Source organism: Arthrobacter jiangjiafuii, assembly GCF_018622995.1.
Classification (GTDB): Bacteria; Actinomycetota; Actinomycetes; order Actinomycetales; family Micrococcaceae; genus Arthrobacter_B; species Arthrobacter_B jiangjiafuii.
Genome location: NZ_CP076022.1, coordinates 2,297,947 through 2,320,749 on the forward strand (window position 1 = coordinate 2,297,947; position 22,803 = coordinate 2,320,749).

20 protein-coding genes and 3 tRNA genes are annotated in these 22,803 nt (G+C 64.6%); 8 read left to right on the top strand and 15 right to left on the bottom strand.

Annotated elements, in window-relative coordinates; all coding sequences use genetic code 11:
- Positions 1-47: 47 nt before the first annotated feature.
- The 6 genes from KKR91_RS10810 to KKR91_RS10835 form a co-directional block, all read right to left on the bottom strand.
- On the bottom strand, positions 48-665 hold the full coding sequence (locus KKR91_RS10810) for a mycothiol-dependent nitroreductase Rv2466c family protein (protein ID WP_337925010.1): 618 nt from the start codon (positions 663-665) through the stop codon (positions 48-50).
- A 65-nt stretch (positions 666-730) separates the two neighbouring features.
- Positions 731-2,023 carry an ATP-dependent Clp protease ATP-binding subunit ClpX gene (gene clpX / locus KKR91_RS10815; RefSeq protein WP_210229454.1) on the bottom strand — a complete coding sequence of 431 codons (1,293 nt, stop codon included), beginning with the start codon at positions 2,021-2,023 and terminating at the stop codon, positions 731-733.
- Positions 2,024-2,191: 168 nt separating this feature from the next.
- Complete coding sequence (locus KKR91_RS10820) at positions 2,192-2,863, bottom strand: ATP-dependent Clp protease proteolytic subunit (RefSeq protein ID WP_210229456.1); 672 nt, start codon at positions 2,861-2,863, stop codon at positions 2,192-2,194.
- A 50-nt stretch (positions 2,864-2,913) separates the two neighbouring features.
- Entirely contained in the window at positions 2,914-3,534 is a 621-nt protein-coding gene (locus KKR91_RS10825; RefSeq protein WP_210229818.1) for an ATP-dependent Clp protease proteolytic subunit, read from the bottom strand.
- 360 nt (positions 3,535-3,894) lie between these two features.
- Positions 3,895-5,256 (bottom strand): trigger factor, encoded by a 1,362-nt coding sequence (tig, locus tag KKR91_RS10830; protein WP_210229458.1) that lies wholly within the window; start codon positions 5,254-5,256, stop codon positions 3,895-3,897.
- A 56-nt stretch (positions 5,257-5,312) separates the two neighbouring features.
- Positions 5,313-5,386 (bottom strand) — tRNA-Pro (locus tag KKR91_RS10835).
- A gap of 140 nt (positions 5,387-5,526) precedes the next feature.
- Between KKR91_RS10835 and KKR91_RS10840 the strand changes: the two genes are divergently transcribed.
- Positions 5,527-5,597, top strand: a tRNA-Gly gene (locus KKR91_RS10840).
- A 133-nt stretch (positions 5,598-5,730) separates the two neighbouring features.
- On the opposite strand, the gene KKR91_RS10845 is transcribed toward KKR91_RS10840, so the two are convergent.
- Together KKR91_RS10845 and KKR91_RS10850 are read right to left on the bottom strand one after the other, a co-directional pair.
- Positions 5,731-6,618 (bottom strand): Fpg/Nei family DNA glycosylase, encoded by an 888-nt coding sequence (locus tag KKR91_RS10845; protein ID WP_210229460.1) that lies wholly within the window; start codon positions 6,616-6,618, stop codon positions 5,731-5,733.
- Positions 6,618-7,094: a ribose-5-phosphate isomerase gene (locus KKR91_RS10850; RefSeq protein WP_210229462.1), complete on the bottom strand. Its 477-nt coding sequence runs from the start codon at positions 7,092-7,094 to the stop codon at positions 6,618-6,620. Before KKR91_RS10850 ends, KKR91_RS10845 begins: the two co-directional genes overlap by 1 nt.
- Positions 7,095-7,375: 281 nt before the next feature.
- On the opposite strand from KKR91_RS10850, the gene KKR91_RS10855 reads away from it, so the two are divergent.
- The 3 genes from KKR91_RS10855 to KKR91_RS10865 all read left to right on the top strand — a co-directional run bounded on the left by KKR91_RS10855 (position 7,376) and on the right by KKR91_RS10865 (position 13,736).
- Positions 7,376-10,486 (top strand): zinc-dependent metalloprotease family protein, encoded by a 3,111-nt coding sequence (locus KKR91_RS10855; RefSeq protein ID WP_210229464.1) that lies wholly within the window; start codon positions 7,376-7,378, stop codon positions 10,484-10,486.
- Between the two features lie 168 nt (positions 10,487-10,654).
- Positions 10,655-13,207: an aminopeptidase N gene (pepN, locus tag KKR91_RS10860; RefSeq protein ID WP_210229466.1), complete on the top strand. Its 2,553-nt coding sequence runs from the start codon at positions 10,655-10,657 to the stop codon at positions 13,205-13,207.
- Between the two features lie 43 nt (positions 13,208-13,250).
- Positions 13,251-13,736, top strand: a complete 486-nt coding sequence (locus KKR91_RS10865; protein ID WP_210229468.1) for an OsmC family protein — start codon at positions 13,251-13,253, stop codon at positions 13,734-13,736.
- Here the strand turns inward: KKR91_RS10865 and KKR91_RS10870 are convergent, their stop codons facing one another.
- Positions 13,737-14,741, bottom strand: a complete 1,005-nt coding sequence (locus tag KKR91_RS10870) for a Rossmann-fold NAD(P)-binding domain-containing protein (RefSeq protein ID WP_210229470.1) — start codon at positions 14,739-14,741, stop codon at positions 13,737-13,739.
- A 96-nt stretch (positions 14,742-14,837) separates the two neighbouring features.
- Between KKR91_RS10870 and KKR91_RS10875 the strand changes: the two genes are divergently transcribed.
- Together KKR91_RS10875 and KKR91_RS10880 are read left to right on the top strand one after the other, a co-directional pair.
- Positions 14,838-15,587, top strand: a complete 750-nt coding sequence (locus KKR91_RS10875; protein ID WP_237687351.1) for a mechanosensitive ion channel family protein — start codon at positions 14,838-14,840, stop codon at positions 15,585-15,587.
- Positions 15,588-15,652: 65 nt separating this feature from the next.
- Positions 15,653-16,081, top strand: a complete 429-nt coding sequence (locus KKR91_RS10880; protein WP_273544956.1) for a globin — start codon at positions 15,653-15,655, stop codon at positions 16,079-16,081.
- Positions 16,082-16,148: 67 nt separating this feature from the next.
- On the opposite strand, the gene KKR91_RS10885 is transcribed toward KKR91_RS10880, so the two are convergent.
- On the bottom strand, positions 16,149-16,826 hold the full coding sequence (locus tag KKR91_RS10885) for a DUF8185 domain-containing protein (protein ID WP_210229472.1): 678 nt from the start codon (positions 16,824-16,826) through the stop codon (positions 16,149-16,151).
- On the bottom strand, positions 16,823-17,344 hold the full coding sequence (locus KKR91_RS10890; protein ID WP_210229474.1) for an acyl-CoA thioesterase: 522 nt from the start codon (positions 17,342-17,344) through the stop codon (positions 16,823-16,825). The genes KKR91_RS10885 and KKR91_RS10890 overlap by 4 nt, the downstream gene beginning before the upstream one ends.
- Before the next feature lie 172 nt (positions 17,345-17,516).
- Here KKR91_RS10890 and KKR91_RS10895 point away from each other — a divergent pair, with 172 nt between their 5' ends.
- On the top strand, positions 17,517-18,404 hold the full coding sequence (locus KKR91_RS10895; protein ID WP_210229476.1) for an acyl-CoA thioesterase: 888 nt from the start codon (positions 17,517-17,519) through the stop codon (positions 18,402-18,404).
- A gap of 86 nt (positions 18,405-18,490) precedes the next feature.
- Here the strand turns inward: KKR91_RS10895 and ettA are convergent, their stop codons facing one another.
- From ettA to KKR91_RS10915, 4 genes are all read right to left on the bottom strand, one after another.
- Positions 18,491-20,173: an energy-dependent translational throttle protein EttA gene (ettA, locus tag KKR91_RS10900; RefSeq protein WP_210229478.1), complete on the bottom strand. Its 1,683-nt coding sequence runs from the start codon at positions 20,171-20,173 to the stop codon at positions 18,491-18,493.
- A gap of 125 nt (positions 20,174-20,298) precedes the next feature.
- The gene (locus KKR91_RS17045; RefSeq protein ID WP_237687352.1) at positions 20,299-20,751 is read right to left on the bottom strand and encodes a DUF6993 domain-containing protein; all 453 of its coding nucleotides are present in this window, start codon (positions 20,749-20,751) and stop codon (positions 20,299-20,301) included.
- Complete coding sequence (locus KKR91_RS10910; protein WP_210229480.1) at positions 20,748-21,320, bottom strand: single-stranded DNA-binding protein; 573 nt, start codon at positions 21,318-21,320, stop codon at positions 20,748-20,750. Before KKR91_RS10910 ends, KKR91_RS17045 begins: the two co-directional genes overlap by 4 nt.
- Positions 21,321-21,560: 240 nt before the next feature.
- Positions 21,561-21,636, bottom strand: a tRNA-Arg gene (locus KKR91_RS10915).
- 241 nt (positions 21,637-21,877) lie between these two features.
- Here KKR91_RS10915 and KKR91_RS10920 point away from each other — a divergent pair.
- Positions 21,878-22,693, top strand: a complete 816-nt coding sequence (locus KKR91_RS10920; protein WP_210229481.1) for a DUF4397 domain-containing protein — start codon at positions 21,878-21,880, stop codon at positions 22,691-22,693.
- Positions 22,694-22,803 lie beyond the last annotated feature (110 nt).

Consider the following 22,803-nt stretch of genomic DNA (forward strand, 5'->3'; position numbering starts at 1 on the left):
CCGGGATCATTTCCGGCGGGGCTTTTCTGTCTGGAGTTGTTGGTGGATCAGTCGAACCGGGGATTCTCGGTGCGGGAGCGCTTAAGTTCGAAGAACGCCGGATTTTCCGCCAGCATCACCGCGCCGTCAAACATCCGGCCGGCCTCCTCGCCGCGGGGAATGCGGGTCAGCACCGGGCCGAAGAAGGCTGTGCCGTTGAACGCGACAACGGGGGTTCCAACGTCGTCGCCCACCTTGGAGATGCCCTCCTGGTGCGAGGCCCGCAACTGCGTGTCATATGCGTCGCTGTCGGCGTACTCAGCCAAGTCAGCGGGCAGGCCCACCTCGGCCAGCGACTCGGTGATAACGGCCGGGAAGTCCTTGTTGCCACCGACGTGGATGCGGGTGCCCATGGCATCGTAGAGCTTCTTGACGAACTCGTCGCCGTGCAGTTCCTGCGCCGCGATGATCACCCGGACCGGGCCCCACGCCGCGTCCATGCGTTCCCGGTAGTCCTCGGGCAGGTCGCGGCCCTCGTTCAACACGGACAGGCTCATGACATGCCACGTGGTGCTGACGTCGCGGACCTTTTCCACTTCCCCCATCCAGCGGGAAGTGACCCAGGCGAACGGGCACATCGGGTCGAACCAGAAATCGGCTTTTGATGCAGCGTCAGATGAGCTCAAGACACACTCCTTGAAGATTGAACGGCCGCAGCGGACCTGCGGACCCTATCCGGACCAACCGGCTCTCAGGCGGATTTGTTCCGGCGCTTGGCGGCCACGGCCTGCGAAATCAGGGTCGGCTCGGCCTTCTGCGTGACAACGTCCTCGGTGATGACCACGGTGGCGACGTCGTCACGGCTGGGCAGGTCGAACATGACCGGCAGCAGGACTTCCTCCAGGATGGCGCGCAGCCCGCGGGCACCGGTCCCCCGGGACAGGGCCGCGTCGGCAATGGCATTCAGGGCGGCGGGTTCGAAGGTGAGTTCAACGCCGTCGAGCTGGAACATCTTCTGGAACTGCTTGATCAGGGCATTCCGGGGTTCGGTGAGGATCCGGATCAGGGCTTCACGGTCCAGGCTGGAGACCGTGGTGATGACCGGCAGGCGGCCGATGAATTCCGGAATCAGGCCGAACTTGAGCAGGTCCTCGGGCATGACCTCCGCATAGGAGTCAGCCTCCTTGGCGTTCTCGTTCAGTGGGGCGCCGAAGCCGATGCCCTTGCGCCCGGACCTGGATCCGATGATCTCTTCCAGGCCGGCGAAGGCGCCGGCCACGATGAAGAGCACATTGGTGGTGTCGATCTGGATGAATTCCTGGTGCGGGTGCTTGCGGCCGCCCTGCGGGGGCACCGAAGCAACCGTTCCCTCAAGGATCTTCAGCAGCGCCTGCTGCACGCCCTCGCCGGACACGTCGCGGGTGATCGAGGGGTTTTCACTCTTGCGTGAGATCTTGTCGATCTCATCGATGTAGATGATGCCCTGCTCGGCCTTTTTGACGTCGTAGTCGGCGGCCTGGATGAGCTTGAGCAGGATGTTCTCGACGTCCTCACCGACGTAGCCGGCTTCAGTGAGCGCCGTGGCATCGGCAACGGCGAAGGGTACGTTGAGGCGGCGGGCCAGGGTCTGCGCGAGGTAGGTCTTGCCGCAGCCGGTGGGTCCGATCAGCAGGATGTTGGACTTGCCGATCTCGACGTCGTCGGACATCACGGCGTCGGAGAGATTCCCGGTATTGCGTGGCGCGTGGCCGGCCTGGATGCGCTTGTAGTGGTTGTAGACGGCGACGGCGAGGGAGCGCTTGGCGGGCTCCTGACCGATCACGTACTCCTGCAGGGAATCGAAGATCTCCCGCGGCTTGGGCAGTTCGAAGGTCCCCAGGTCTGCGACCTCGGAGAGTTCCTCTTCGATGATCTCATTGCAGAGGTCGATGCACTCGTCACAGATGTACACGCCGGGGCCGGCAATGAGCTTGCGGACCTGTTTCTGGCTTTTTCCACAGAAAGAGCACTTGAGCAGATCTGTGCTCTCACCAATGCGAGCCATAATTCAGTCCCCTTAGATGGTCCATCGTTAAAACAGCGCCGGCATCCGTCCCATGCTGGACGGGCTGTGTCCGGTCGGCCATGTTCCACTCTAGGACAATTGGTTGAGTGATACAGCAACCGAAAGGCCCGTGGTGCCGTATTTCGCACCACGGGCCTATCGAAAGGGTTACATCCGGTTGATGGCCGGCGTCTTGATCTTGCGGGAGTCCAGCACCTGGTCGATCAGACCGTATTCAAGGGCACCGGCAGCCGTGAGGATCTTGTCACGCTCAATGTCCCGGTTCACTTCCTCGGTCGTGTGGTTCGAGTGCAGAGCCAGGGTGTCTTCCAGCCAGGTCCTCATGCGCATGACCTCGGCGGCCTGGATTTCCAGGTCGGATGCCTGCCCACGCTCGCCGCCGCCCAGGGCGGGCTGGTGGATCAGGACCCGGGCGTTGGGCAGCGCCAGGCGCTTGCCCGGCGTGCCGGCCGCCAGCAGGACGGCTGCCGCACTGGCAGCCTGGCCGAGGCAGACCGTCTGGATCTCCGGGCGGATGTACTGCATGGTGTCGTAAATGGCCGTCATGGCCGTGAACGAACCGCCCGGGGAGTTGATGTACAGGGTGATGTCGCGGTCCGGGTCGTTGGACTCCAGGACCAGCAGCTGGGCCATGACGTCGTCGGCGGAGGCGTCGTCGACCTGGACACCCAGGAAGATGATGCGGTCCTCGAAGAGCTTGGTGTACGGGTCCTGCCGCTTGAAGCCGTACGGTGTGCGCTCCTCGAACTGCGGCAGCACGTAACGGCTGGACGGCATCTGCGGTGCAGAGCCGCCTGCGGTTCCGAAATTGGTGTTCATAAAATTACTCCTGAAGTCTAAGAAAAGGTGCGCTGCTAAGGGAGGAAGCGTCAGTCCTCGACCGGGGCTGCACCCTTGTCCTGGTCCGTTCCGCCGCCACCGGTGACGCCGCCGGCGTGCGCGGAGATCTTGTCGAAGAATCCGTATTCCAGTGCTTCCTGGGCCGTGAACCACTTGTCGCGGTCGTTGTCCTTCAGGATGGTTTCCACGCTCTGCCCGGTCTGCTCGGCCGTCAGTTCGGCCATGACCTGCTTCATGTGCAGGATCAGTTCGGCCTGGATGCGGATATCGGAGGCCGTGCCGCCGATGCCGCCGGAGGGCTGGTGCATCAGGATGCGGGCGTGGGGCGTGGCGTAGCGCTTGCCCTTGGTTCCGGAGGAAAGCAGGAACTGGCCCATGGAGGCGGCCAGGCCGGTTGCCACCGTGACCACGTCGTTCGGGATGAACTGCATGGTGTCGTAGATGGCCATGCCGGCCGTCACGGATCCGCCCGGGGAGTTGATGTAGAGGAAGATGTCCTTTTCAGGGTCCTCGGCGGAGAGCAGGAGCAGCTGAGAGCAGATGGCATTGGCGTTGTCATCCCGGACTTCCGAGCCCAACCAGATGATCCGCTCGCGCAGCAGACGGTTGTAGATGTAGTCGTCCCGGCTTGCCGGGTCAACCGTTGCCATTGTGGGTGTGGGTGCAATTGCCATACTGAGTGACCTCTCGCTCTGGCGGGGTACAGAACCGCTAACCGCGTCAGCTGGTCCCGCCGTTTATCTCTTCTAGGACACTAACCTGTTGCGGCGCGGATCTGCTCCCGATTCGCGGGCTGTTCGCTGACGGCGCACGATGCGCATCACAGCGGCAGGCAGCGCAAATCACAGCATTGCCGCCGAGTTGGCTGCGTCGTTCTCCGGCTGCTGACACGCGGGCGCACCGAACCCGGCGCACCTCTTTTAAAAGGACTGCGCCTTTTAAACGGCTGCGCCGCCCACCCCGAGGGGCAGGCGGCGCAGGCCGCTTGTTCAATGCTCCCTGAGGGGAGATTATGCCTTGTCGTCGCTCTTGGACTCTTCGGCGACCTCAGCCTCGGGGGCAACAGGTGCTTCTTCGCCGGCCGGGCGGACGAACTCCGTCAGGTCAATCTCGGCACCGGTGGTGTCGGTGACCTTGGCCTGCTCCAGGACCTTGGCGAGGGCCTTGCGGCGGCGGACTTCGCCAACCATCATCGGGACCTGGCCGCTCTGGTCGATCAGCTGGGCGAACTGGTTCGGATCCATGCCGTACTGGCCGGCAGCGGAAACGATGTAGTCGATCAGCTCGTTCTGGCTGACGCCTACCTCTTCCTTGTCGGCTACAGCATCAAGGATGATTTCGTTCTTGAAGGCAGCGGCAGTGTTCTCGCGGACTTCTGCGCGGTGCTCCTCGGTGTCATGGTCTTCGCCCTGGGCGTGGGCGCTTTCCGAGTTGAAGTGCTGTTCCAGCTGCTCTTCGATGACGGACTCCGGAACCGGAACCTCGATCATTTCCAGCAGCTTCTCCAGCACCTTGTCGCGGGCCTCGACGCCCTGCTCCATCAGCTTGGACTCGGCGGCACGCTTGGTCAGGTCTTCGCGCAGTTCTTCGATGGTGTCGAATTCGCTGGCCAGCTGTGCGAAGTCGTCGTCTGCCTCGGGAAGCTCGCGCTCCTTGACGGCCTTGACAGTGACGGTGACGACGGCGTCTTCGCCGGCGTGCTCGCCGCCGGCAAGCTTCGTCTCGAAGGTTGCGGACTCGTCAACGGACAGGCCGGTGACTGCTTCGTCCATGCCCTCGAGCATGGTGCCGGCGCCGACCTGGTAGGAGAGGTCTGCGGCGGAGTCGATTTCCTCGTCGCCGACCTTGGCTACAAGGTCCATGGTGAGGAAGTCGCCGTCGGCAGCCGGGCGGTCAACCGTCTTGAGGGTGCCGAAGCGGCCGCGGAGTTCGTCCAGGGCCTTGGTGACGTCGTCGTCGGAAGCCTCGGCGGGCTCAACGGTGACCTCGAGGCCGGAGTAGTCCGGGAGTTCGATTTCGGGGCGGACGTCCAGCTCAACGTTGAAGACCAGCTGGCCCTCGTCGGTAGCGGGGTCCGGAACTTCGCTGATTTCCACCTCGGGGCGGCTCATCGGACGGATACCCGTTTCCGATACAGCGTCCTGGTAGAAGCCGTTCAGGCCGTCGTTGATGGCGGTTTCCAGAACGTAGCCGCGGCCAACGCGCTGGTCGATGAGCCTGTTGGGGACCTTGCCCTTGCGGAAGCCAGGCACCTGCACCTGAGTGGCGATGGTCTTGTAGGCCTCTTCGATACTCGGCTTCAGTTCCTCAAACGGAACTTCGACAACGAGCTTTACCCGCGTGGGTGTGAGGTTTTCTACAGCGCTCTTCACAGCGTAGTTCTCCTGAGGGTTCTGGGATTGGGGTCTGCACCATGTGTACTACAGAGTCGGGGTGACAGGATTTGAACCTGCGACTTCCTGCTCCCAAAGCAGGCGCTCTTCCAAGCTGAGCTACACCCCGTCAGTGCACCTGACAGCCTACCGGCAGAAACGGCCCTGTGCACAATTGGATGTGGCCCGGCCCTCCTCCGAGGCCCGTTCGAGAGGTGATTACCGACCCACGGAATTACCGTGCTAAGGTAAAACCTGCCTTAGGGCGCCGGGGATGTAGCTCAATGGTAGAGCCTCAGTTTTCCAAACTGATCACGCGGGTTCGATTCCCGTCATCCCCTCAGCAAAATATAGCCGGATAGAAGCGGCTGCGAAAGGTCCCCCGCGATGCGGGGGACCTTTTTCGTTGTCCGGCTCCGGGGCCGTGGCCAGGCGAACCGGGTGCCCGCTCCCCTGCCATGCGGCGTCAAGGCCTCAGCGGGCCTGGCACTTCGGACACCAATACAGCTTCCGGGCGCCCATCTCGGTTCCGGCGATGGCAGTTCCGCAGCGCCTGCACGGCAGTGAAGGGCGCTGGTAGACGTAGTGCGCCTCTTCCCTGGGGACAGGTTCGGCCCCATTGTCCCGGTGCTCGGGGAGGGTAGTGATGATCCTGCCCTGGGCAACGCCGTCGTTCATCACCGAAACGATATCCACCCACAGGGCCTTGGCTTCCTCTTCCCGGATATCCCGGCCCAGCCGCCAGGGCGAGAGCGCCTGACGGAACAGGACTTCGGCACGGTAGACATTGCCCACGCCCGCCAGGACCTCCTGGTTCATGAGCAGCAGCCCCACCGGCGACGCGCGGCGCCGCAGCCGGGCGGCAAACTCTGCTGCGTCGGCATCGGGCTGGAGCGGATCCGGTCCGAGACGGGCGACGACGGCGGCCCGCTCGGCTTCGGTGATCACTTCGCACGAGGTGGGGCCGCGCAGGTCAGCCCATCCGTGTTCCGCAACCAGCCGGACCCGGACGGCCCCGCGCGGAGCCGGCGGACCCGCGTAGGCGGCGCCGTCGTCGTCGGACGCGATCTCCCGCTCCCCCACCTTCCGCGGCGCGCCGATGCTGGAGGCGCCCAGGAAACTCGAGTCACCGCCGAAATCAAAAGCGCCGTAGAGGCCCAGGTGGATCCGCAAGAGCAGATCGTTGTCAAAACCCAGGAACAGCTGCTTGCCGTGCGCTGTCGCCGAGGTCAGGATGTGGCCGTTCAGCTGGGCCGCTCCTGCACTGAATCGGCCCTGCGGACTCGAGACCTCCAGCCGCTGCCCGGAAAACACAGAAGTGAACTGCCGGGCCAGCCTGTGGATGGAATGTCCTTCAGGCATCAGGGGGCCGAAATGGTTCCGGTGGTTTCGTATTCGGCGATCTTCGCGATCCGGCGGTTGTGCCGTTCGGCGTTGCTGTATGGCTCAGCGAGGAAGGCCTCGATGATTTCGGTGGCCTCTTCCACTGAATGCTGGCGGCCGCCCACAGCGATGACGTTGGCGTTGTTATGCTCGCGGGCCAGCTTGGCGGTGGAGAGGTTCCAGGCCAGGGCCGCCCGGATGCCGCGAACCTTATTGGCAGCAATCTGCTCACCGTTACCGGAGCCGCCCAGCACGATGCCCAGGGCCTCGACACCGCTTTCCTGGTCGGCAACCACGGCCTCTGCGGCCGCAATGCAGAACTCCGGGTAGTCATCTTCGGCGTCGTAAACCTGCGGGCCGTGATCAACCATGTCGTAACCTGCATCCCGGAGGTGGGACAGAAGGTGGGCGCTGAGCTCCATGCCTGCGTGGTCGGTTGCAATGTGGACGCGCATTTGGTGTAAATCCGTTCGGAGTAGGGGCCGGGAGACGGAACAAGCGTAGCTCCAGCGGCACGCCGCGATCCAAATCCCTTTCTGCAACTGGTTATGGTGACTCCTTACTTGGACTCCTTACGAAGATGCCGTTCCGGCCGATAACACAGGCAGGACTATTTTTACCGACGGCATATGCTCGATCCCTGGCTATCCGGATATTCCGGGTTCCACCGGAGGCTGGCAGTGCCGTTGCATCTGCCGTTGCACCCCACCAGGTCTCGCTCTACAAGGAACTTCCATTGAAAAGTGCAAAACTCGCGGTACTGGCCCTTCTCGCTGCAGCGTTAACGGCCGGGTCGATCCCTGCCTACGGCTACTCCGAGGTGCCGGCGCCGGTTCCGGTGGTTGATCCGACGGGCGACGCTGGCATCATGACTGCGCCTCCGAGCCCAGATGCGGTGCCGGGTGTCGATGCGGTAGCTCCGGTTCCCGAGGAACCGGCCACCGCAGAGCCCGCGCCTGCCACCACTCCTGCGGATGTGGCGACGGATCACGCCGATGAGAACGGCGAGGTGCATGCGGACGAGGCGGAAGAGGACGAGGCCGGGGAAGACCTGGGATACGACCCGGTAGTGGGCGGCGGCTTCCCGGTTCCGGGCCCGAACACCCCGATGGTCACGGACCCTGACGGCACCGTTCGGTCTGCCGTGGAAACGGATATCTCAGCGGCGCATGACCACGGAACGCAGTCGTTCAGCAGCAGGATGGGTGGCGCTAGCATCTCCTCGGCAGCGCGCAGCGGAACGATCGAGATAACGCTCGTTTACGCGACACTTACCGACAATCGAGGAGCAGTGAACCCCAGCGGGGCGCTCAACTCGATGACTGCGGCAAACGAATACTGGCGTGCCATGTCGAACGGGCGTCTGGGAGTCAAGCACGTGGCGACGCGTGCCATCAACAGCACGGCCAACTCCCGGCAGGATTATGCCGACATGATGAACACCATTAAAAAAGATCTCAGTTGGCGGGACAGCCCCAACAAGGCTCTGCTGGTCTTCGTGCCTGCCGCGGATCTGCGCAGTGGCGGCTACGGCGGCATCCTCGGCGGCGGATGGACCGCCGGGCCCACCAGCGGCTCAGTGCTCATGCCGCAGCCGTCCGGCTTCACAAACAATGTGGTCACCCACGAGTTCGGCCACGTCTTGGGCCTCCTGCATGCCAACAGCCTTAAGTGCAACAACGGCCGGAGCGATGTCGGGGCTGGAAACAACGGCTGGACAGACGATTCCTGCACGTCGCGTGAATACGGAGACACCTCCGATCTCATGGGCTATGCCCAATATGCTTCGCCGGCCATCAATTCCTATTTTTGGGATGCGGGCGGGTTCGGGCGTGGTGATGAGATAGTCAGCACCGGCACGCCCGGTTCTGCCGTCAGTTACACATTGCGGCCCTGGGCAGGCTCTTCTGCCCGCCGGGCGGTGAAGTTCACGGACACCTCCGGGGAAACGTATTACCTCGAACTACGCACACCTGTCGGGTACGACGCTTCAACAGCAGTCGGCGGCAACCGTGGCGTAAAGATCGTGAAGGCTGACCTCGCCAACAACTGGGCCGTGAATTCGCTCGTAATCGCCCCCAATACACGGGACTTCGCTGGCTACACGAACGCGAACAGCACTTGGCAGGCCGGGCAGACGTTTAATACCCACACCGGCACCGCGGTGCGCATCAACTCGATCAGCAGTGATTCCGCTTCCATCACGATTACGGGCGGCATTGCTGCCCGGGCGGGTGAGCCCATCGCAGCTGCCCGCGCCGCACATCCGGAACTGGGGAAGGCTGTCGGAGTGATCCGCGGCGGGCTCAAAGATCAGGGCGCCTACCAGGACTATGAACGAGGCGCCATCATTTGGTCCCCCGGAACCGGTGCCCGTGTATCCATGGGCGCGATTCGGTCGGCGTGGGCGGCAACCGGCTTCGACGCCGGCTATCTCGGCCTACCCACCAGCGACGAGGTCTATGGGTTGCCTAACGGAGGCGCCTATCAAAATTACCAGGGTGGAGCCATCATTTGGTCCCCAGCGACGGGCGCACGAGTCTCGAAGAATGGGCCCATCCGCACTGAGTGGGGCTATACGGGCTCAGAACGCAGCTATTTGGGGTACCCCACCAGCAACGAAATCGGCGGGCTGCCCAACGGGGGAAAGTATCAGGATTACCAGCATGGTGCCATCATCTGGTCTCCGGCCACGGGCGCGCGCGTTTCCCGGAACGGACCCATCCGCGAGGCCTGGCGCCGTTCCGGCTTCGAGAACAGCCCCATCGGATACCCGACGACCAACCAGGTGACGCTCGCAGACGGCGGCACCTCCCAGGAGTACCAGCGCGGAACCATCATCCACTCCCCTGCGTCTGGGGCCTGGATCGTCACTGGTGCAGTCCGGAATGTCTGGCGGGCCGCCGGGGCGGAAAAATCGGATCTGAAATATCCCGTGGGCGAGGAAGTCCGGATGGGGACCCAAGGTACCTATCAGGACTACCAGGGAGGCGCCATGATCTGGTCCGCTGCGACCGGAGCGCAGATCTCCAAGAAGGGACCCATCCGCTCGGCCTGGGGCGCCACCGGCTTCAACTCCAGCTACCTCGGACTTCCCACCGGGCCGGAGACAAGCATGGGCACCCAGGGCAAATACCAGGACTACCAGGGCGGCGCGATTATCTGGTCGGAGAAGACCGGAGCCAAGATCTCCCGGAACGGACCCATCCGCTCGGCCTGGGGAGCCACCGGCTTCAACGCCGGCCCGCTTGGGCTGCCGACCGGGGAGGAACGGGCCATGGGCACCCAGGGCAGCTACCAGGACTATGAAGGCGGAGCCATCGTCTGGTCCGCCAAGACCGGAGCCCAGGTGTCCGTAAACGGACCGATCCGCTCGGCCTGGGGTTCCACGGGCTTCAACTCCGGCTATCTGGGGCTTCCCACCGGAGGGGAAAAGAGCATGGGAGCGCAGGGCAAGTACCAGGATTATGAGGGCGGTGCGATCATCTGGTCCCAGAAGACCGGGGCGCAGATCTCGAAGAACGGTCCGATTCGTTCGGCCTGGGGCTCCACCGGTTTCAACTCGGGCTACCTCGGCCTCCCTACAAGCGGGGAAACAGCGTCGAAGGGTGGCTCGTACCAGCACTTCGAAGGTGGAAGCATCTTTTCCTCGCCGGCAACCGGAACACATATTGCCAAGAACGGCCCCATCCGAGACGCCTACCGTTCCCAGGGTTCGGAGACGGGAAGACTCGGCTATCCCACATCCGGCCAAACGTCGGCTGCCAACCGTACAACCGTTCAGACTTTCAAGGGCGGCAAGATCACGCTGACGTCAGAGGGCAAAGCACAAATCAGTTATAACTAGGCACAAACCATGAATCGACATGAGCTGGTGGATTGCGCTACACAATCCACCAGCTCACCACTTGGCAAGGGACGGCTAATGAGACAATGTTGCAATTGTTGTTAATAGTCCGACGCCACAGCCGGAGGACGCACCTTCCCCCTTTCGAAAGGCAGCACCTTGCCAGGTATGAATCTCACGCGGTCAGAAGCCCGTGAACGCGCTGAACTGATCAATGTCGAATCCTACGACGTGAATCTGGACCTCACGCGGGGGGATGAGGTCTTCGGCAGCACCACTGTTGTCCGGTTCTCCGCCCAACAGGGCGCGTCCACGTTTATCGATGCGGTCACCGCCCACGTGCACCGGGTGACCCTCAACGGTGCCGAGCTGGATCCTGCAGAGGTGTCCGACGGCGTCCGCATCCAGCTGCCCGTGCTGGCCGCCTCCAACGAACTCGTGGTGGTGGCAGACGCCCGCTACATGAACACCGGCGAGGGATTGCACCGTTTCGTTGATCCCGTCGACAACGAGGTGTATCTCTACTCGCAGTTCGAGGTCCCGGATTCCCGCCGCATGTTCACCGTCTTCGAGCAGCCGGACCTGAAGGCAACCTTCCGCTTCACTGTCACGGCGCCGTCGCACTGGGACGTTATTTCCAACTCCCCCACCCCCGAGCCGGTTCCCGCCGGATCACTGGAGGAGGGCGGACGGAACGCCACCTGGTCCTTCTCCCCCACGCCCCGGATCTCCTCCTACATCACCGCCCTGATCGCCGGACCGTACCAGTCCGTGCGCAGCGAGCTCACCAGCTCCGACGGCCGCACCATCCCCCTGGGCGTCTTCGCGCGCAAGTCGCTGATGCAGTTCCTGGACGCGGAGAACATTTTCGAGCTGACCCGGCAGGGCTTCGAGTTCTACGAAAAGCAGTTCGGCACGCCCTACCCGTTCGAGAAGTACGACCAGCTGTTCGTTCCGGAGTTCAATGCCGGAGCCATGGAAAACGCCGGCGCCGTCACCTTCCTGGAAAGCTATGTCTTCCGCTCCCGGGTCCCCGATGCCACGGTGGAACGCCGCGCCGTCACCATCCTGCACGAGCTGGCCCACATGTGGTTCGGCGATCTGGTCACCATGCGCTGGTGGAACGATCTGTGGCTGAACGAGTCCTTTGCCGAATTCATGTCCACGCTCGCTGCTGCCGATGCCACCGAGTTCAAGCAGTCCTGGACCACGTTTGCGTCCATGGAAAAGGCCTGGGCCTACCGCCAGGACCAGCTGCCGACCACGCACCCGATCGTTGCCGAAATCCGCGATCTTGAAGACGTGCAGGTCAACTTCGACGGCATCACCTACGCCAAGGGTGCTTCCGTGCTCAAGCAGCTGGTCGCCTGGGTGGGCCAGGAGCAGTTCATGGCCGGGGTACGCGAGTACTTCGGCAAGCATGCCTGGGGCAACACCGAGCTGACAGACCTTCTGTCGGAGCTCGAAGCTGCCAGCGGCCGCGACCTGCAGGAATGGTCTGCTTTGTGGCTCGAGACCGCCGGTGTGAACACCCTGCGTCCGGAGCTGGAAGTGGACGACGACGGCGCCATCGTTACCTTCGCTGTCCGCCAGAGCGCCGTGGCCGAGTACCCGACCCTGCGTCCCCACCGCCTGGCCATCGGCTTCTACAACACCGGCGAGGACGGGCTGCTGCACCGGACCCACCGGGTGGAGCTGGACATCGCCGGAGAACGCACTGAGGTGCCCGAGCTGGCAGGCCATCAGCGTCCGGATCTCCTGCTGCTCAACGATGACGACCTCGCCTATGCCAAGATCCGGCTGGACGAGAAGTCCTGGCACACCGCCGTCCGGCGCCTGCGGGATATCTCCGAGTCCCTGCCGCGGACGCTCGTCTGGGCTTCCGCCTGGGATGCCACCCGCGACGGCGAGATCCCGGCCCGCAACTACGTGGAACTGGTACTGCAGAACATCGGTGCCGAATCCGACTCCTCAGTGGTCCAGGTCCTGCTGCGTCAGCTGGCCACCACCCTGGCCTTCTATGTGGCCCCGGCCGACCGTGATGCCATGACCGCGGCCGCCGCGGACAGCCTGTGGGAGCTTGCAGCCGCAGCGGCACCGGGTTCCGACTCCCAGCTGCAGTTCCTGAAGTCCTTCGCCGGTCATGCGGTCAGCGACGGCCACCTGGATATCCTGGCCGGCCTGCTGTCCGGAGACCAGAGCCTCGAGGGCCTGAACATCGACGCGGACCTGCGCTGGGAACTGCTCACCGGCCTGGTCGCCGGCGGGCGGCTCGGCGAGACGGAGATCGCCGCGGAGCTGGCGCAGGATGCCACGGCCACCGGACAGCTCGCTGCTGCCATGGCGCGTGCAGCCATTCCCACGGCCGGGGCGAAGGCCGCCGCCTGGGAGGCGATCGTTGAACGCACGGATATGCCCAATGCGGCCCAGCGCTCGGCCATCGTCGGGTTCAGCCGCGTTCACGACACGGCGCTGCTGGAGCCGTACGCCGAGAAGTACTTCGCGGCGGTGCACGGGGTATGGAACACCCGCACGCATGAAATCGCGCAGCAGATCGTGACGGGGCTGTATCCGTCCCGGCTGGCCACGCAGTCCACAGTGGACGCCACCGATGCCTTCCTGGAGTCCCTGGGCAGCGAAGCGCCCTCCCTGCGCCGGCTCATCCTGGAGAGCCGCGACGGCGTCGTCCGCGCCCTGCGCGCCCAGGCCGCCGACAAGTAGCAGCTGAACCGTCCGCGGTTCCCGCGACACGAAAGGAAGGCCAATGGTGAAGGATCTGTCCGAACACCGTTATGCCATAAACCTTGAATGGACCGGGAACCGCGGTTCCGGCACGGCCAGCTACCGGGGTTACGGCCGCGACCACATCGTCCGTGCCGACGGCCTGCCGGATCTGGCCGGGACGGCGGATCCGACGTTCCACGGCGACCGCGACCGGTGGAACCCCGAGCAGCTGCTCCTCACCGCACTGGCACAGTGCCATATGCTCTCCTACCTGCACGTCGCGGTGAAGAACGGCATCACCGTTCTGGCCTACGGCGATGCTGCCGAAGGCACCATGAGGCTCAACCGGGACGGCAGCGGTGAGTTTACCGGTGCCCTGCTGCGGCCCCGGGTCACGATCGCTGCCGGAAACTCTGCAGCTGTTGCGGAAGAGCTGCATACGGAAGCCAACCGGCTGTGCTTTATCGCCCGGAGCGTGAACTTTCCGGTGCTGCACAAACCGGAGATCACCGTCGAGATTAGCTGACTAGGCCACGTCCAGGGCAGCCAGAAGTACGGTTTCCCGTGCCGTGGACAACCCGGATTTCCGTTCCCGGTAGATTCCACGTTCCTGCTCGTCGTCGAGCACATCGCGGACCGTTTGCTCAACCGGGCGGAGCATGAGCCCGGCGTTCAGCGCGGCCTCGGTTGAGCGGGTGCAAAACCCGCCGTATTCCTCCGGCAGCCACAGGGGCAGTGATTCATTCCCGGCCCAGTACGCCACACCCTGCTCATGGAGCCACTGCGGATCGGCGCTTCGGAAACTGCCGTGGAAGCCGGCCGCGTCCGCCGCCAGGGCCAGCAGTTCACCAAAGGGTACCGACGGCCCCATGACATTAAAGCTGCCGGTCCGGCTCTCCTCTGCTCCGGTGACCAGCCACAGGGCGAGGTCCCGCACATCGATGGTCTGTGTCATCGATTCGGCTGCCATCGCAGGGATCAGTACGGGGCTCCGTTCCTGGGCCAGCCGCGCCGGCCAGTAGCCGAACCTGTCGCTGTCGTCTTCCGGTCCAGCGATCAGCCCGGGGCGGGTCACCAATACGTTCGCCGGGCCCAGTCCCCGGACCAGGTCCTCACAGGCGGCCTTCGCTTGGCCGTACTCACCGTCGGCAGGGTCGGTATATCGGCCGTCGACGGCGGCCATCGGGGCCAGCCGTTCGGCGGTTTCGTCTGCTCCAGGAGTGTCGTTGGCTGCGTAGACAGAAGCGCTGGATACAAACGACCAGTGACTGCTGCTGCCGGAGAGGGCGAGCAGCGCGTCCTGCACCTGCTGCGGTTTGCGGGCGACGTCGATCACGGCGTCCCAGTCGCCCTCGAGCCCTGCGTAGGCGCTGATACCGGTGTCCCGGTCGGCCGTGACAAACGCAGCACCGGTTACCGGCGGACCGGACGTCCCCCGCGCCAGGCAGGTCACGTCGTGGCCACGGGCGACTGCCTGCCGGGCAACTTCACGGGAAAGAAAGACGGTTCCACCAAGGATCAGGATGCGCATGTTCGGAGCCTACCCCGGTAGCCTTGTCTGTGCCCGTAGCTTGCTTGCCCGTGCCACCGCTTGCTTCCTCGATACGAAAAGGATGGTAACGCCCAGTTGCTGACCGCTGCAGAAATCGAACTGTCGTCCGCCTGGATCCGGGACTTTGACTGGTCCGCCCTCATCGAGGCCGGTGTCATCGTCCTGATCGGGCTGCTGGCCTGGACCGCCGCCAGGTTCCTCATCAACAGTGTCGTCCAACGAGCGCAGAAGGGTTATGCGCTGTTCAGCTCATCAAAGCTGAAGTGGGCGCAGCCGGTCATGCGGGGGCTGGACAAGAAACGCCGCGCGCAGCGGGCCGACACCATCGGAGCCCTGCTGCGCAGTGCCGTCAGCCTGTCGATCTGGACCGTCGTGATCATCATGGTCCTCGAAGCGGTCGGCGCCAACGTAGCGCCCCTGCTCGCCAGCGTCGGGATCGTCGGCATCACCCTCGGCTTCGGCGCGCGGGAGCTCATCCGCGACGCCCTGGCCGGCTTCTTCATCACCATCGAGGACCAGTACGGCATCGGGGACATCATCGAAGTGGGCGATACCATCGGAACCGTCCAATCGGTGGGGATCCGCATCACCCGGATCGTCGATGCCCGAGGCGTGATCTGGTACATCCGCAACGGCGAGCTGGCCAAGGTCGGCAACCGCTCCCAGGGCAATTACCAGGATCCGGCGTCCGCCGGGGATCAGCCGGAACCGCCGAGCCAGGCAGAGGCCGCCGCTTCGTCGGCTGCCTCCCCCGCCCCGGCGGGAGCTGCCGCCGCCGTTTCTTCTTCTTCTTCTGCATCAACGGCCAAAGGAGATTCCCTGTGACCACACCCGCAGAGACACCCGGCGCTGACCGTCCACAGCCGGCAAGCGGGATTGGGCTGTCTCCGATCCCCCTGTCCCAAAGCACTCCAAGCGGACAGCCCGGGTTCACGCAGCCTGCCTATACGGAGAACTTCTTTGAGGCCGTTGGCGGGCACGAAACCTTCGTCAAGCTGGTAGACGTGTTTTACGACGGCGTCGCCCAGGATCCGCTGATGCGCCCGATGTACCCGGAGGCGGACCTGTCGGCAGCCAAGGAACGGCTGCTGCTGTTCCTCGAGCAGTACTGGGGCGGACCCCGGACCTATTCCGATCAGCGCGGACATCCGCGGCTGCGCATGCGGCACATGCCATTTGCGGTGAGTCCGCAGGCGCGCGACGCCTGGCTGGCCCATATGCGCGACGCCGTGGACTCGCTGGAGCTCTCCCCGCTGCACGAAGCAACCCTCTGGGACTATCTGGAGCGCGCAGCGCATTCAATGGTGAACTCCGCCTAGCTGGCTTCTCCTCCGGGACGGACCTTGCCGTTCTGGCTGTTATCCCGGCGAGGCTTTCACCGCCCATTCACCCCAGGACGGCGGCCGAGCGGATCAGCACGTGCCCGCGCGGCATGCTCAGGCGCGTCCAACGGCCGCTGTGGAAGACGGCGGCCGCCCCTTCTGCCCCTGTGCTGTCTCCGGGCAGGAAGCCCAGTGTGAGGGCTGCAAATGCCGCACCGGCAGGTATAACTGCGGCGGTTTCGGGCAGCCGCTGTCCCCAGACAGTTCCACGGGCGGCATTTACGGCAGGTGCGCCGGAGCTCGCCGGCACCAGCGCGGCCACCTCTCGGATGCCGCGGTGTGCAGCCTGCTCCAACAGCCGAAACGGCACGTCCCCGCCGCGCTCCCACCCGCTGCGGGGTGCTCCGATCCCGGTCCAGCTCTCTGTGACGGTTGTCGGCGGTACCGGGAAGACAGTTTCCGTCTCACCCATACGGGCCAGCCGGTCGGTCACGGAGGCAAGCGCCACGGCCGTGTCCAACACGGCAGGCACGGCGAGCGGCATGGTACGCATCCCCAGCACCGTGGGGGTGCCCTCCCCCAGCGCACGCGGCCGGAGCACGCAGACGTAGGCAGCGAGCACCGTCCCGACCGCCTGCAGCCGAACGGCGCCGTCGTCGGCTGCCCGGGCCCGGACGACAAAGGTGCGGAGGTCGGCAGTGACCTGGGGATCGGCCAGGACCAGTTCTTCGGACATGCTCATCGGCCAGCTCCACTGCCGGCAGCCGCTTCGGCGCCCCGCTGCCCTGCTTCCCGATTGCGGAAGGGAACCGGTTCACCGCGCCAGCTCGCCAGCACCTTGAGCTGCAGAGCCGTCAACGGCACCGGACGGCCCGTTCTGGCATCCGCCAGCACAAGGGTGCTCTGGGCATAGGCATAAACCCGGCCGCCGCCGTCGTCGTCAGCAATCCGGAAACCGTAGGTGAGGCTGGAACGCCCGACGCCGGTCACCCAGATCCCGACCCAGACCGGATCCTGCCGGTAGACCAGGGGCGCGCGGTACTCAATTTCCTGCCGGGCCACCAGCGTTACCCCGGACCGCGCGGTCAGGGCACGAAAGCTCAAACCCGGATCCTCCGGGGATATTTCCGTGCCCAGGGGCATCAGGCCCAGGCGCACCCGTGCCTCTTCGAGGAACTGGACAAAGCGCACGTTGTTCACATGGCCGTTGGAATCCTCGTCGCCAAAGCGCAGCTGGATGGGAAAGCGGTTGATAGGCATTCATCCATCATCTCAAACCTGCAGGCGTCCAATTTCCCGCAGCCGCAACCCGATGCTGCCGCCGGCCCCGGCTTGGGTGTAGCCCACGGGTACGTCTAATCTCGAAGAGGGCCGCGGCGTTTTCCGCTGCCTTCACCATCGCATCGCGCTTGTCCGAGGAGACTTACCGCCCATGGCCACAAACGACACCTTCGATCCCACGGCAGCCCTGCTGGACCTGCTCAGCCTGAGCGCGGACGGGGCGCAGACGGACGAGGACATCTTTGTCGGCCACTCACAGCCGGAGCCACGCAAGCGGGTCTTCGGCGGACAGGTCCTGGGACAGTCGCTGGTGGCCGCTGCACGCACGGTCGAACCGGGCCGGCTGATGCACTCCATGCACGGTTATTTCCTTCGCCCCGGTGACACCGAAGTTCCCATCACCTTTGGCGTCCAGCGCCTGCGCGACGGCAGGTCCTTCTCCGCGCGCAGGACCCACGCCTACCAAAACGGTGTTCCCATCCTGTCCCTGATTGCCTCGTTCCAGGAACCCGGCGAGGGGCTGGACCATCAGGTGGAGATGCCCGAAGGGGTTCCCGATCCGGAGTCCCTGCCCAGTACCGCGGAGCTGCTCAAGGGAATTGACCATCCCGTGGCCGAGGCGTGGTCCCATCGACGCCCGATGGATATCCGGCATGTGGAGTCCCCCGTGTATTTCGAAGCCGGCCCCGAAAAAGTGGCCCGCAACGCCGTCTGGATGAAGACCTTCGGCCCCATGCCCGATGACCAGAACCTGCACCGTGCGGCACTGGCCTACGCCAGCGACTACACACTGCTGGAATCGGTACTGCGCCGCCACGGATTGGCCTGGTCCACGCCCGGAATGTCAGTGGCCAGCCTGGACCACGCCATGTGGTGGCACCGCCCGCTCCGCGTGGACGATTGGCTGCTCTACGTGCAGGAATCCCCCAGTGCCTCCGGCGCCCGGGGGCTGGCCAGCGGCCGGATCTTCAACCGCTCCGGAGAGCTCGTCGCCACGGTAGCCCAGGAAGGCATGCTCCGGGTCCCGGAAAAGCCGTAGCCTGCTCCTCCACGCTCTGGCGCGCCCGCCGTACAACGAAAAAACCCGCTCCGTGTCGACGGAGCGGGTTTTTTCTGTGTACAGACCTAGTCGCGGGTCAGGCGGCGGTGGGTGACGCGGTGCGGCTTGGCTGCATCCGGTCCCAGTCGCTCAATCTTGTTCTGCTCGTAGGACTCGAAGTTACCCTCGAACCAGTACCAGTTCGCCGGGTTTTCCTCGGTGCCCTCGTAGGCCAGGATGTGGGTCGAGACCCGGTCCAGGAACCAGCGGTCGTGCGAGACCACCACGGCGCAGCCGGGGAATTCCAGCAGCGCGTTTTCGAGGCTGGAGAGGGTTTCCACATCCAGGTCGTTAGTGGGCTCATCGAGGAGGAGCAGGTTTCCGCCCTGCTTCAGGGTCATGGCCAGGTTCAGGCGGTTGCGCTCACCACCGGAGAGCACCCCGGCCTTCTTCTGCTGATCCGGGCCCTTGAAGCCGAACGCTGAAACGTAGGCACGGGAGGGCATCTCCACCTGCCCGACCTGGATCCAGTCATGGCCCTCGGACACGACTTCCCACAGGCTCTTTTCCGGGTCGATCCCGCCGCGGGACTGGTCCACGTAGGAGATCTTGACGGAGTCACCGATCTTCAGGTCACCGCCGTCGAGCTCTTCGAGGCCCACGATGGTCTTGAACAGCGTGGACTTACCCACACCGTTCGGGCCGATCACGCCGACAATGCCGTTGCGCGGAAGCGAGAAGGACAACCCGTCGATGAGCTGGCGGTCGCCGAAGCCCTTCTCCAGGTTCTTGGCTTCCAGGACCAGCGAACCCAGGCGCGGGCCCGGCGGAATCTGGATCTCTTCGAAGTCCAGCTTGCGGGTGCGGTCTGCTTCGGCAGCCATTTCCTCGTACCGGGCCAGACGGGCCTTCGACTTGGTCTGGCGGCCCTTGGCGTTGGAACGGACCCAGTCCAGCTCCTCGGTGAGGCGCTTGGCCAGCTTCTGGTCCTTTTTGCCCTGGACTTCCAGACGGGCACGCTTCTTCTCCAGGTACGTGGAGTAATTGCCTTCATACGGGTACAGGTGCCCGCGGTCCACTTCGGCGATCCACTGGGCCACATGGTCCAGGAAGTACCGGTCGTGGGTTACTGCCAGGACGGCGCCGTGGTAGGCGGAAAGGTGCTGTTCGAGCCACAGCACGCTCTCGGCGTCCAAGTGGTTGGTGGGCTCATCGAGAAGCAGCAGGTCCGGCTTCTGCAGCAGCAGCTTGCACAGCGCCACGCGGCGGCGCTCACCGCCGGAGAGCAGGGTGACGTCGGCATCGGCCGGCGGGCACCGCAGTGCATCCATGGCCTGTTCGAGCTGGGAATCAATGTCCCAGGCATCGGCAGCGTCGATGGCTTCCTGCAGCTTGCCCATTTCTTCCAGCAGGCTGTCGAAGTCCGCATCGGGCTCGGACATTGCTTCGGAGATTTCGTTGAACCGCTGGATTTTCGCGTAGATCTCGCCAACGCCCTCTTGGACGTTGCCGAGTACGGTCTTTTCCTCATTCAGCGGCGGTTCCTGGAGCAGGATGCCCACGGTGTAGCCGGCGCTGAGCCTGGCTTCTCCGTTGGAAGGGGTATCGAGTCCGGCCATGATCTTGAGGATGGTGGACTTACCCGCACCGTTGGGACCCACCACGCCGATCTTGGCACCGGGGTAGAAGGACATGCTTACGTCGTCGAGGATAACTTTGTCGCCAACAGCCTTGCGGGCCTTGGTCATCGTGTAGATAAATTCCGCCATATCACCAAGGCTAGTGCGTCAACCGGGATAAGTGCCATTTGGGGGCCGGCCTACGCTTACAGGGCAACGGCCAAGCAGCGCCGCCCCGATGCGTCAAAGGCCCCCGCGCCCTCGGCCAGGTGCCTTTAGCGTTGGTCTCCCACGAAACAGTTGCCGGCCGCCAGCACCGGTAGGACGGTGACGGCAACCTGCCCCTCGCGGACTTCGCCGAACAGGCAGGATCCGTCCCGCACGGCGGCGCCCCGGATGGAGTCGACGGCGAGTCCCGTGGGCGTGATGTCCAGGGACACTTCAACTGACTCCCCGGCAAAGCCTGCCGTAGCGAATGCCTGCCGCATCATCGCCTGGTCCGGTGACGGATCGTCGGCTGCGAGCGCCTTTAGTGCGGAGGCAAGATCCGCCAACTCCTCCTGTTCGGCCGGCACGGCTGCGTCTTCCCCGGCAGGAATGACCAGGGCCGCCGGAACGGACGCCGGTGCCTTGGCCGGCGCCGCACCGGGAGCGAGCAGTCCCGCGGCACCGACCGTCAGGACGGTGACGATGAGCAGGGGAAGCCGGTTGCGGCGGGCGTGAATCATCCGCCCATTGTGCCATGCCCCGAACCTGATCCTCCGGATACGGCGAATGGATCGTCCGGACCGTCCCCGGTGTCAGCCAGAGCGGATTCCAGGGACGCAGTCCCTGCCAGTTCACCTGTCTCGAGGTCCAGATCCGCGGGAAGGTCGTCCGCCTCGCGGTCCCGGTCCCCCAAGGCCGTCCCCGGAGCCGCCCCCGTCGGAAGGCGGTCCTGAAGGTTGCGGCGGTAGTTGGCAGTACCCCACATCAGGTCGTGGCCCACGCTGTCCGCATCGATGTCCACTGACGTGCCGCTGCGGCCTTCATCGGAAACCCATTGGCGGACCTTGAGCCGCCCGGTCACGATGACACGGTCCCCCTTGTGGATGCTGACGCCGGCGTTCGTGGCCAGCTGGCGGAAACAGCTGACGGCGTACCAGTTTGTCTGCCCGTCAAACCAGGTACCGGCCTCCCGGTCATAGCGCCGTTCGTTGGTGCAGATCCGGAATCCGGCAATCGCCAGGCCGCTCTCGGCAGTGGTGCTGCGTACGTCGGTGGCAACGTAGCCCCGGACGGTGATGGTGTCGCTCATGTCTGTTCCCTGCCTGTCATAAGGGTGCTCCCGTAGCGGGAACCGGACTGGACGGGTTTCCGCCGGCACAGGCAAGTCTTCCGGGGCCGGCTCGGCGTTGCGCGGCGCACGGGCCGACTGTGGATGACCGGTACAGGTTCACGGTCTGTGGAGGACGCTCTTGCCTCGCCCAAGGAGGCCAGCAGGAACAGGATTCAGCCGTGAAGACCAGCAGGCTGATCTTTCGACGCTAGGTGTGTTTGGTGCCCCCGGCAGGATTCGAACCTGCGACCAAGAGATTAGAAGGCTCCTGCTCTATCCCCTGAGCTACGGAGGCGACCTGTCGATGATACTACGCAGAGCGGTTGGCCGACGGCCGCACACGCCGTGGTAACCACGGGGCAGTTTGGGCCCCCGCCTTGCAGCACCCCGTCCCAGCAGCCAGGTCACGTGTTTCCGGTGCGGGAAAAGAAATCTTCGCGCAGCTGCATCTGAGCAGGGGGCCACGTCGGTAATGCAGGTGTAATCACCACCACATCTTCGCTGGACGGCGGAGATGCGACTACCAAGGAGACACCATGCGTAAGACCGTCACCGCCCTCGCAGCAGCCGCAGGCCTGACCGCAGGAGTGGGTTTCATGACCCCCGCCACCGCGGCAGACAATGCCCAGCTTTCCGTCCTGCACGCCGTTCCGGATACTACGGTGGACGTATACGTCAACGGGGCACTTACCCTCGACGATTTCACCCCCGGGACACTGGCAGGCCCGTTGGACCTGCCCCAAGGCAGTTACGAACTGGCGATCACCGCCCCTGATGCCGCCGACGCCTCGGCGCCCATCATCGGGCCGGTCACCGTCCAGCTCGCCTCCGGTGGAAACTACACCGCCGTCGCCAATTTGGACGCGGCAGGTACTCCGACGGCAAACTTCTACACCAATGATCTCTCCACCGTGGCCCCCGGCAAGTCACACCTGACGGTCCGCCACACCGCTGCCGCTCCGGCCGTCGACGTGCTGGCAAACGGAGCCCCCGTCATCACCGGGCTGGAAAACCCCGGCGAGGAGACCCTGGCGGTCGACGCCGGAACCATCTCTGCTTCCGTTGCAGCAGCAGGGACCACAACTCCGGTTATTGGTCCGGCGGACCTTTCACTGCCGGAAGGCACGCACACCTTCGTGTATGCCTGGGGCTCCCTGGAGGACGGGAACCTGGCCCTTGCCACACAGACGATCGAGGGAATGGAGTCAGCACCCAATGCCGTCCCCGGCGCGCTGGTTGCAGCCGAGGACAACAGTGCAGCTTTGGCCGCAGGAGCCGGCGCCACCGTGCTGCTGCTGATCGGCGCTGCCGCCGCGGTACGCCGCAGGACCGCATCAGCTGTCCGCCGGTAGCCGCCGGCACAAAACAAAATGACGACGCCGGTGTCGGGGACCGCTCTCACCGGGCGGCCCCCGACGCCGACGGCCCGCCGGCCCGGTCAGGCCGTCTTCCAGCCACAGCC

Excerpts from the sequence above, each read along its gene's own strand:
- KKR91_RS10910 (WP_210229480.1), bottom strand. The coding sequence starts at position 21,320 with ATGAGCGACACCATCACCGTCCGGGGCTACGTTGCCACCGACGTACGC.
- KKR91_RS10920 (WP_210229481.1), top strand. The coding sequence starts at position 21,878 with ATGCGTAAGACCGTCACCGCCCTCGCAGCAGCCGCAGGCCTGACCGCA.
- KKR91_RS10885 (WP_210229472.1), bottom strand. The coding sequence starts at position 16,826 with ATGAGCATGTCCGAAGAACTGGTCCTGGCCGATCCCCAGGTCACTGCC.
- pepN (WP_210229466.1), top strand. The coding sequence starts at position 10,655 with ATGAATCTCACGCGGTCAGAAGCCCGTGAACGCGCTGAACTGATCAAT.
- KKR91_RS10895 (WP_210229476.1), top strand. The coding sequence starts at position 17,517 with ATGGCCACAAACGACACCTTCGATCCCACGGCAGCCCTGCTGGACCTG.
- KKR91_RS10845 (WP_210229460.1), bottom strand. The coding sequence starts at position 6,618 with ATGCCTGAAGGACATTCCATCCACAGGCTGGCCCGGCAGTTCACTTCT.
- KKR91_RS10850 (WP_210229462.1), bottom strand. The coding sequence starts at position 7,094 with ATGCGCGTCCACATTGCAACCGACCACGCAGGCATGGAGCTCAGCGCC.
- KKR91_RS10865 (WP_210229468.1), top strand. The coding sequence starts at position 13,251 with ATGGTGAAGGATCTGTCCGAACACCGTTATGCCATAAACCTTGAATGG.
- KKR91_RS10820 (WP_210229456.1), bottom strand. The coding sequence starts at position 2,863 with ATGAACACCAATTTCGGAACCGCAGGCGGCTCTGCACCGCAGATGCCG.
- ettA (WP_210229478.1), bottom strand. The coding sequence starts at position 20,173 with ATGGCGGAATTTATCTACACGATGACCAAGGCCCGCAAGGCTGTTGGC.
- KKR91_RS17045 (WP_237687352.1), bottom strand. The coding sequence starts at position 20,751 with ATGATTCACGCCCGCCGCAACCGGCTTCCCCTGCTCATCGTCACCGTC.
- clpX (WP_210229454.1), bottom strand. The coding sequence starts at position 2,023 with ATGGCTCGCATTGGTGAGAGCACAGATCTGCTCAAGTGCTCTTTCTGT.
- KKR91_RS10890 (WP_210229474.1), bottom strand. The coding sequence starts at position 17,344 with ATGCCTATCAACCGCTTTCCCATCCAGCTGCGCTTTGGCGACGAGGAT.
- KKR91_RS10870 (WP_210229470.1), bottom strand. The coding sequence starts at position 14,741 with ATGCGCATCCTGATCCTTGGTGGAACCGTCTTTCTTTCCCGTGAAGTT.
- KKR91_RS10825 (WP_210229818.1), bottom strand. The coding sequence starts at position 3,534 with ATGGCAACGGTTGACCCGGCAAGCCGGGACGACTACATCTACAACCGT.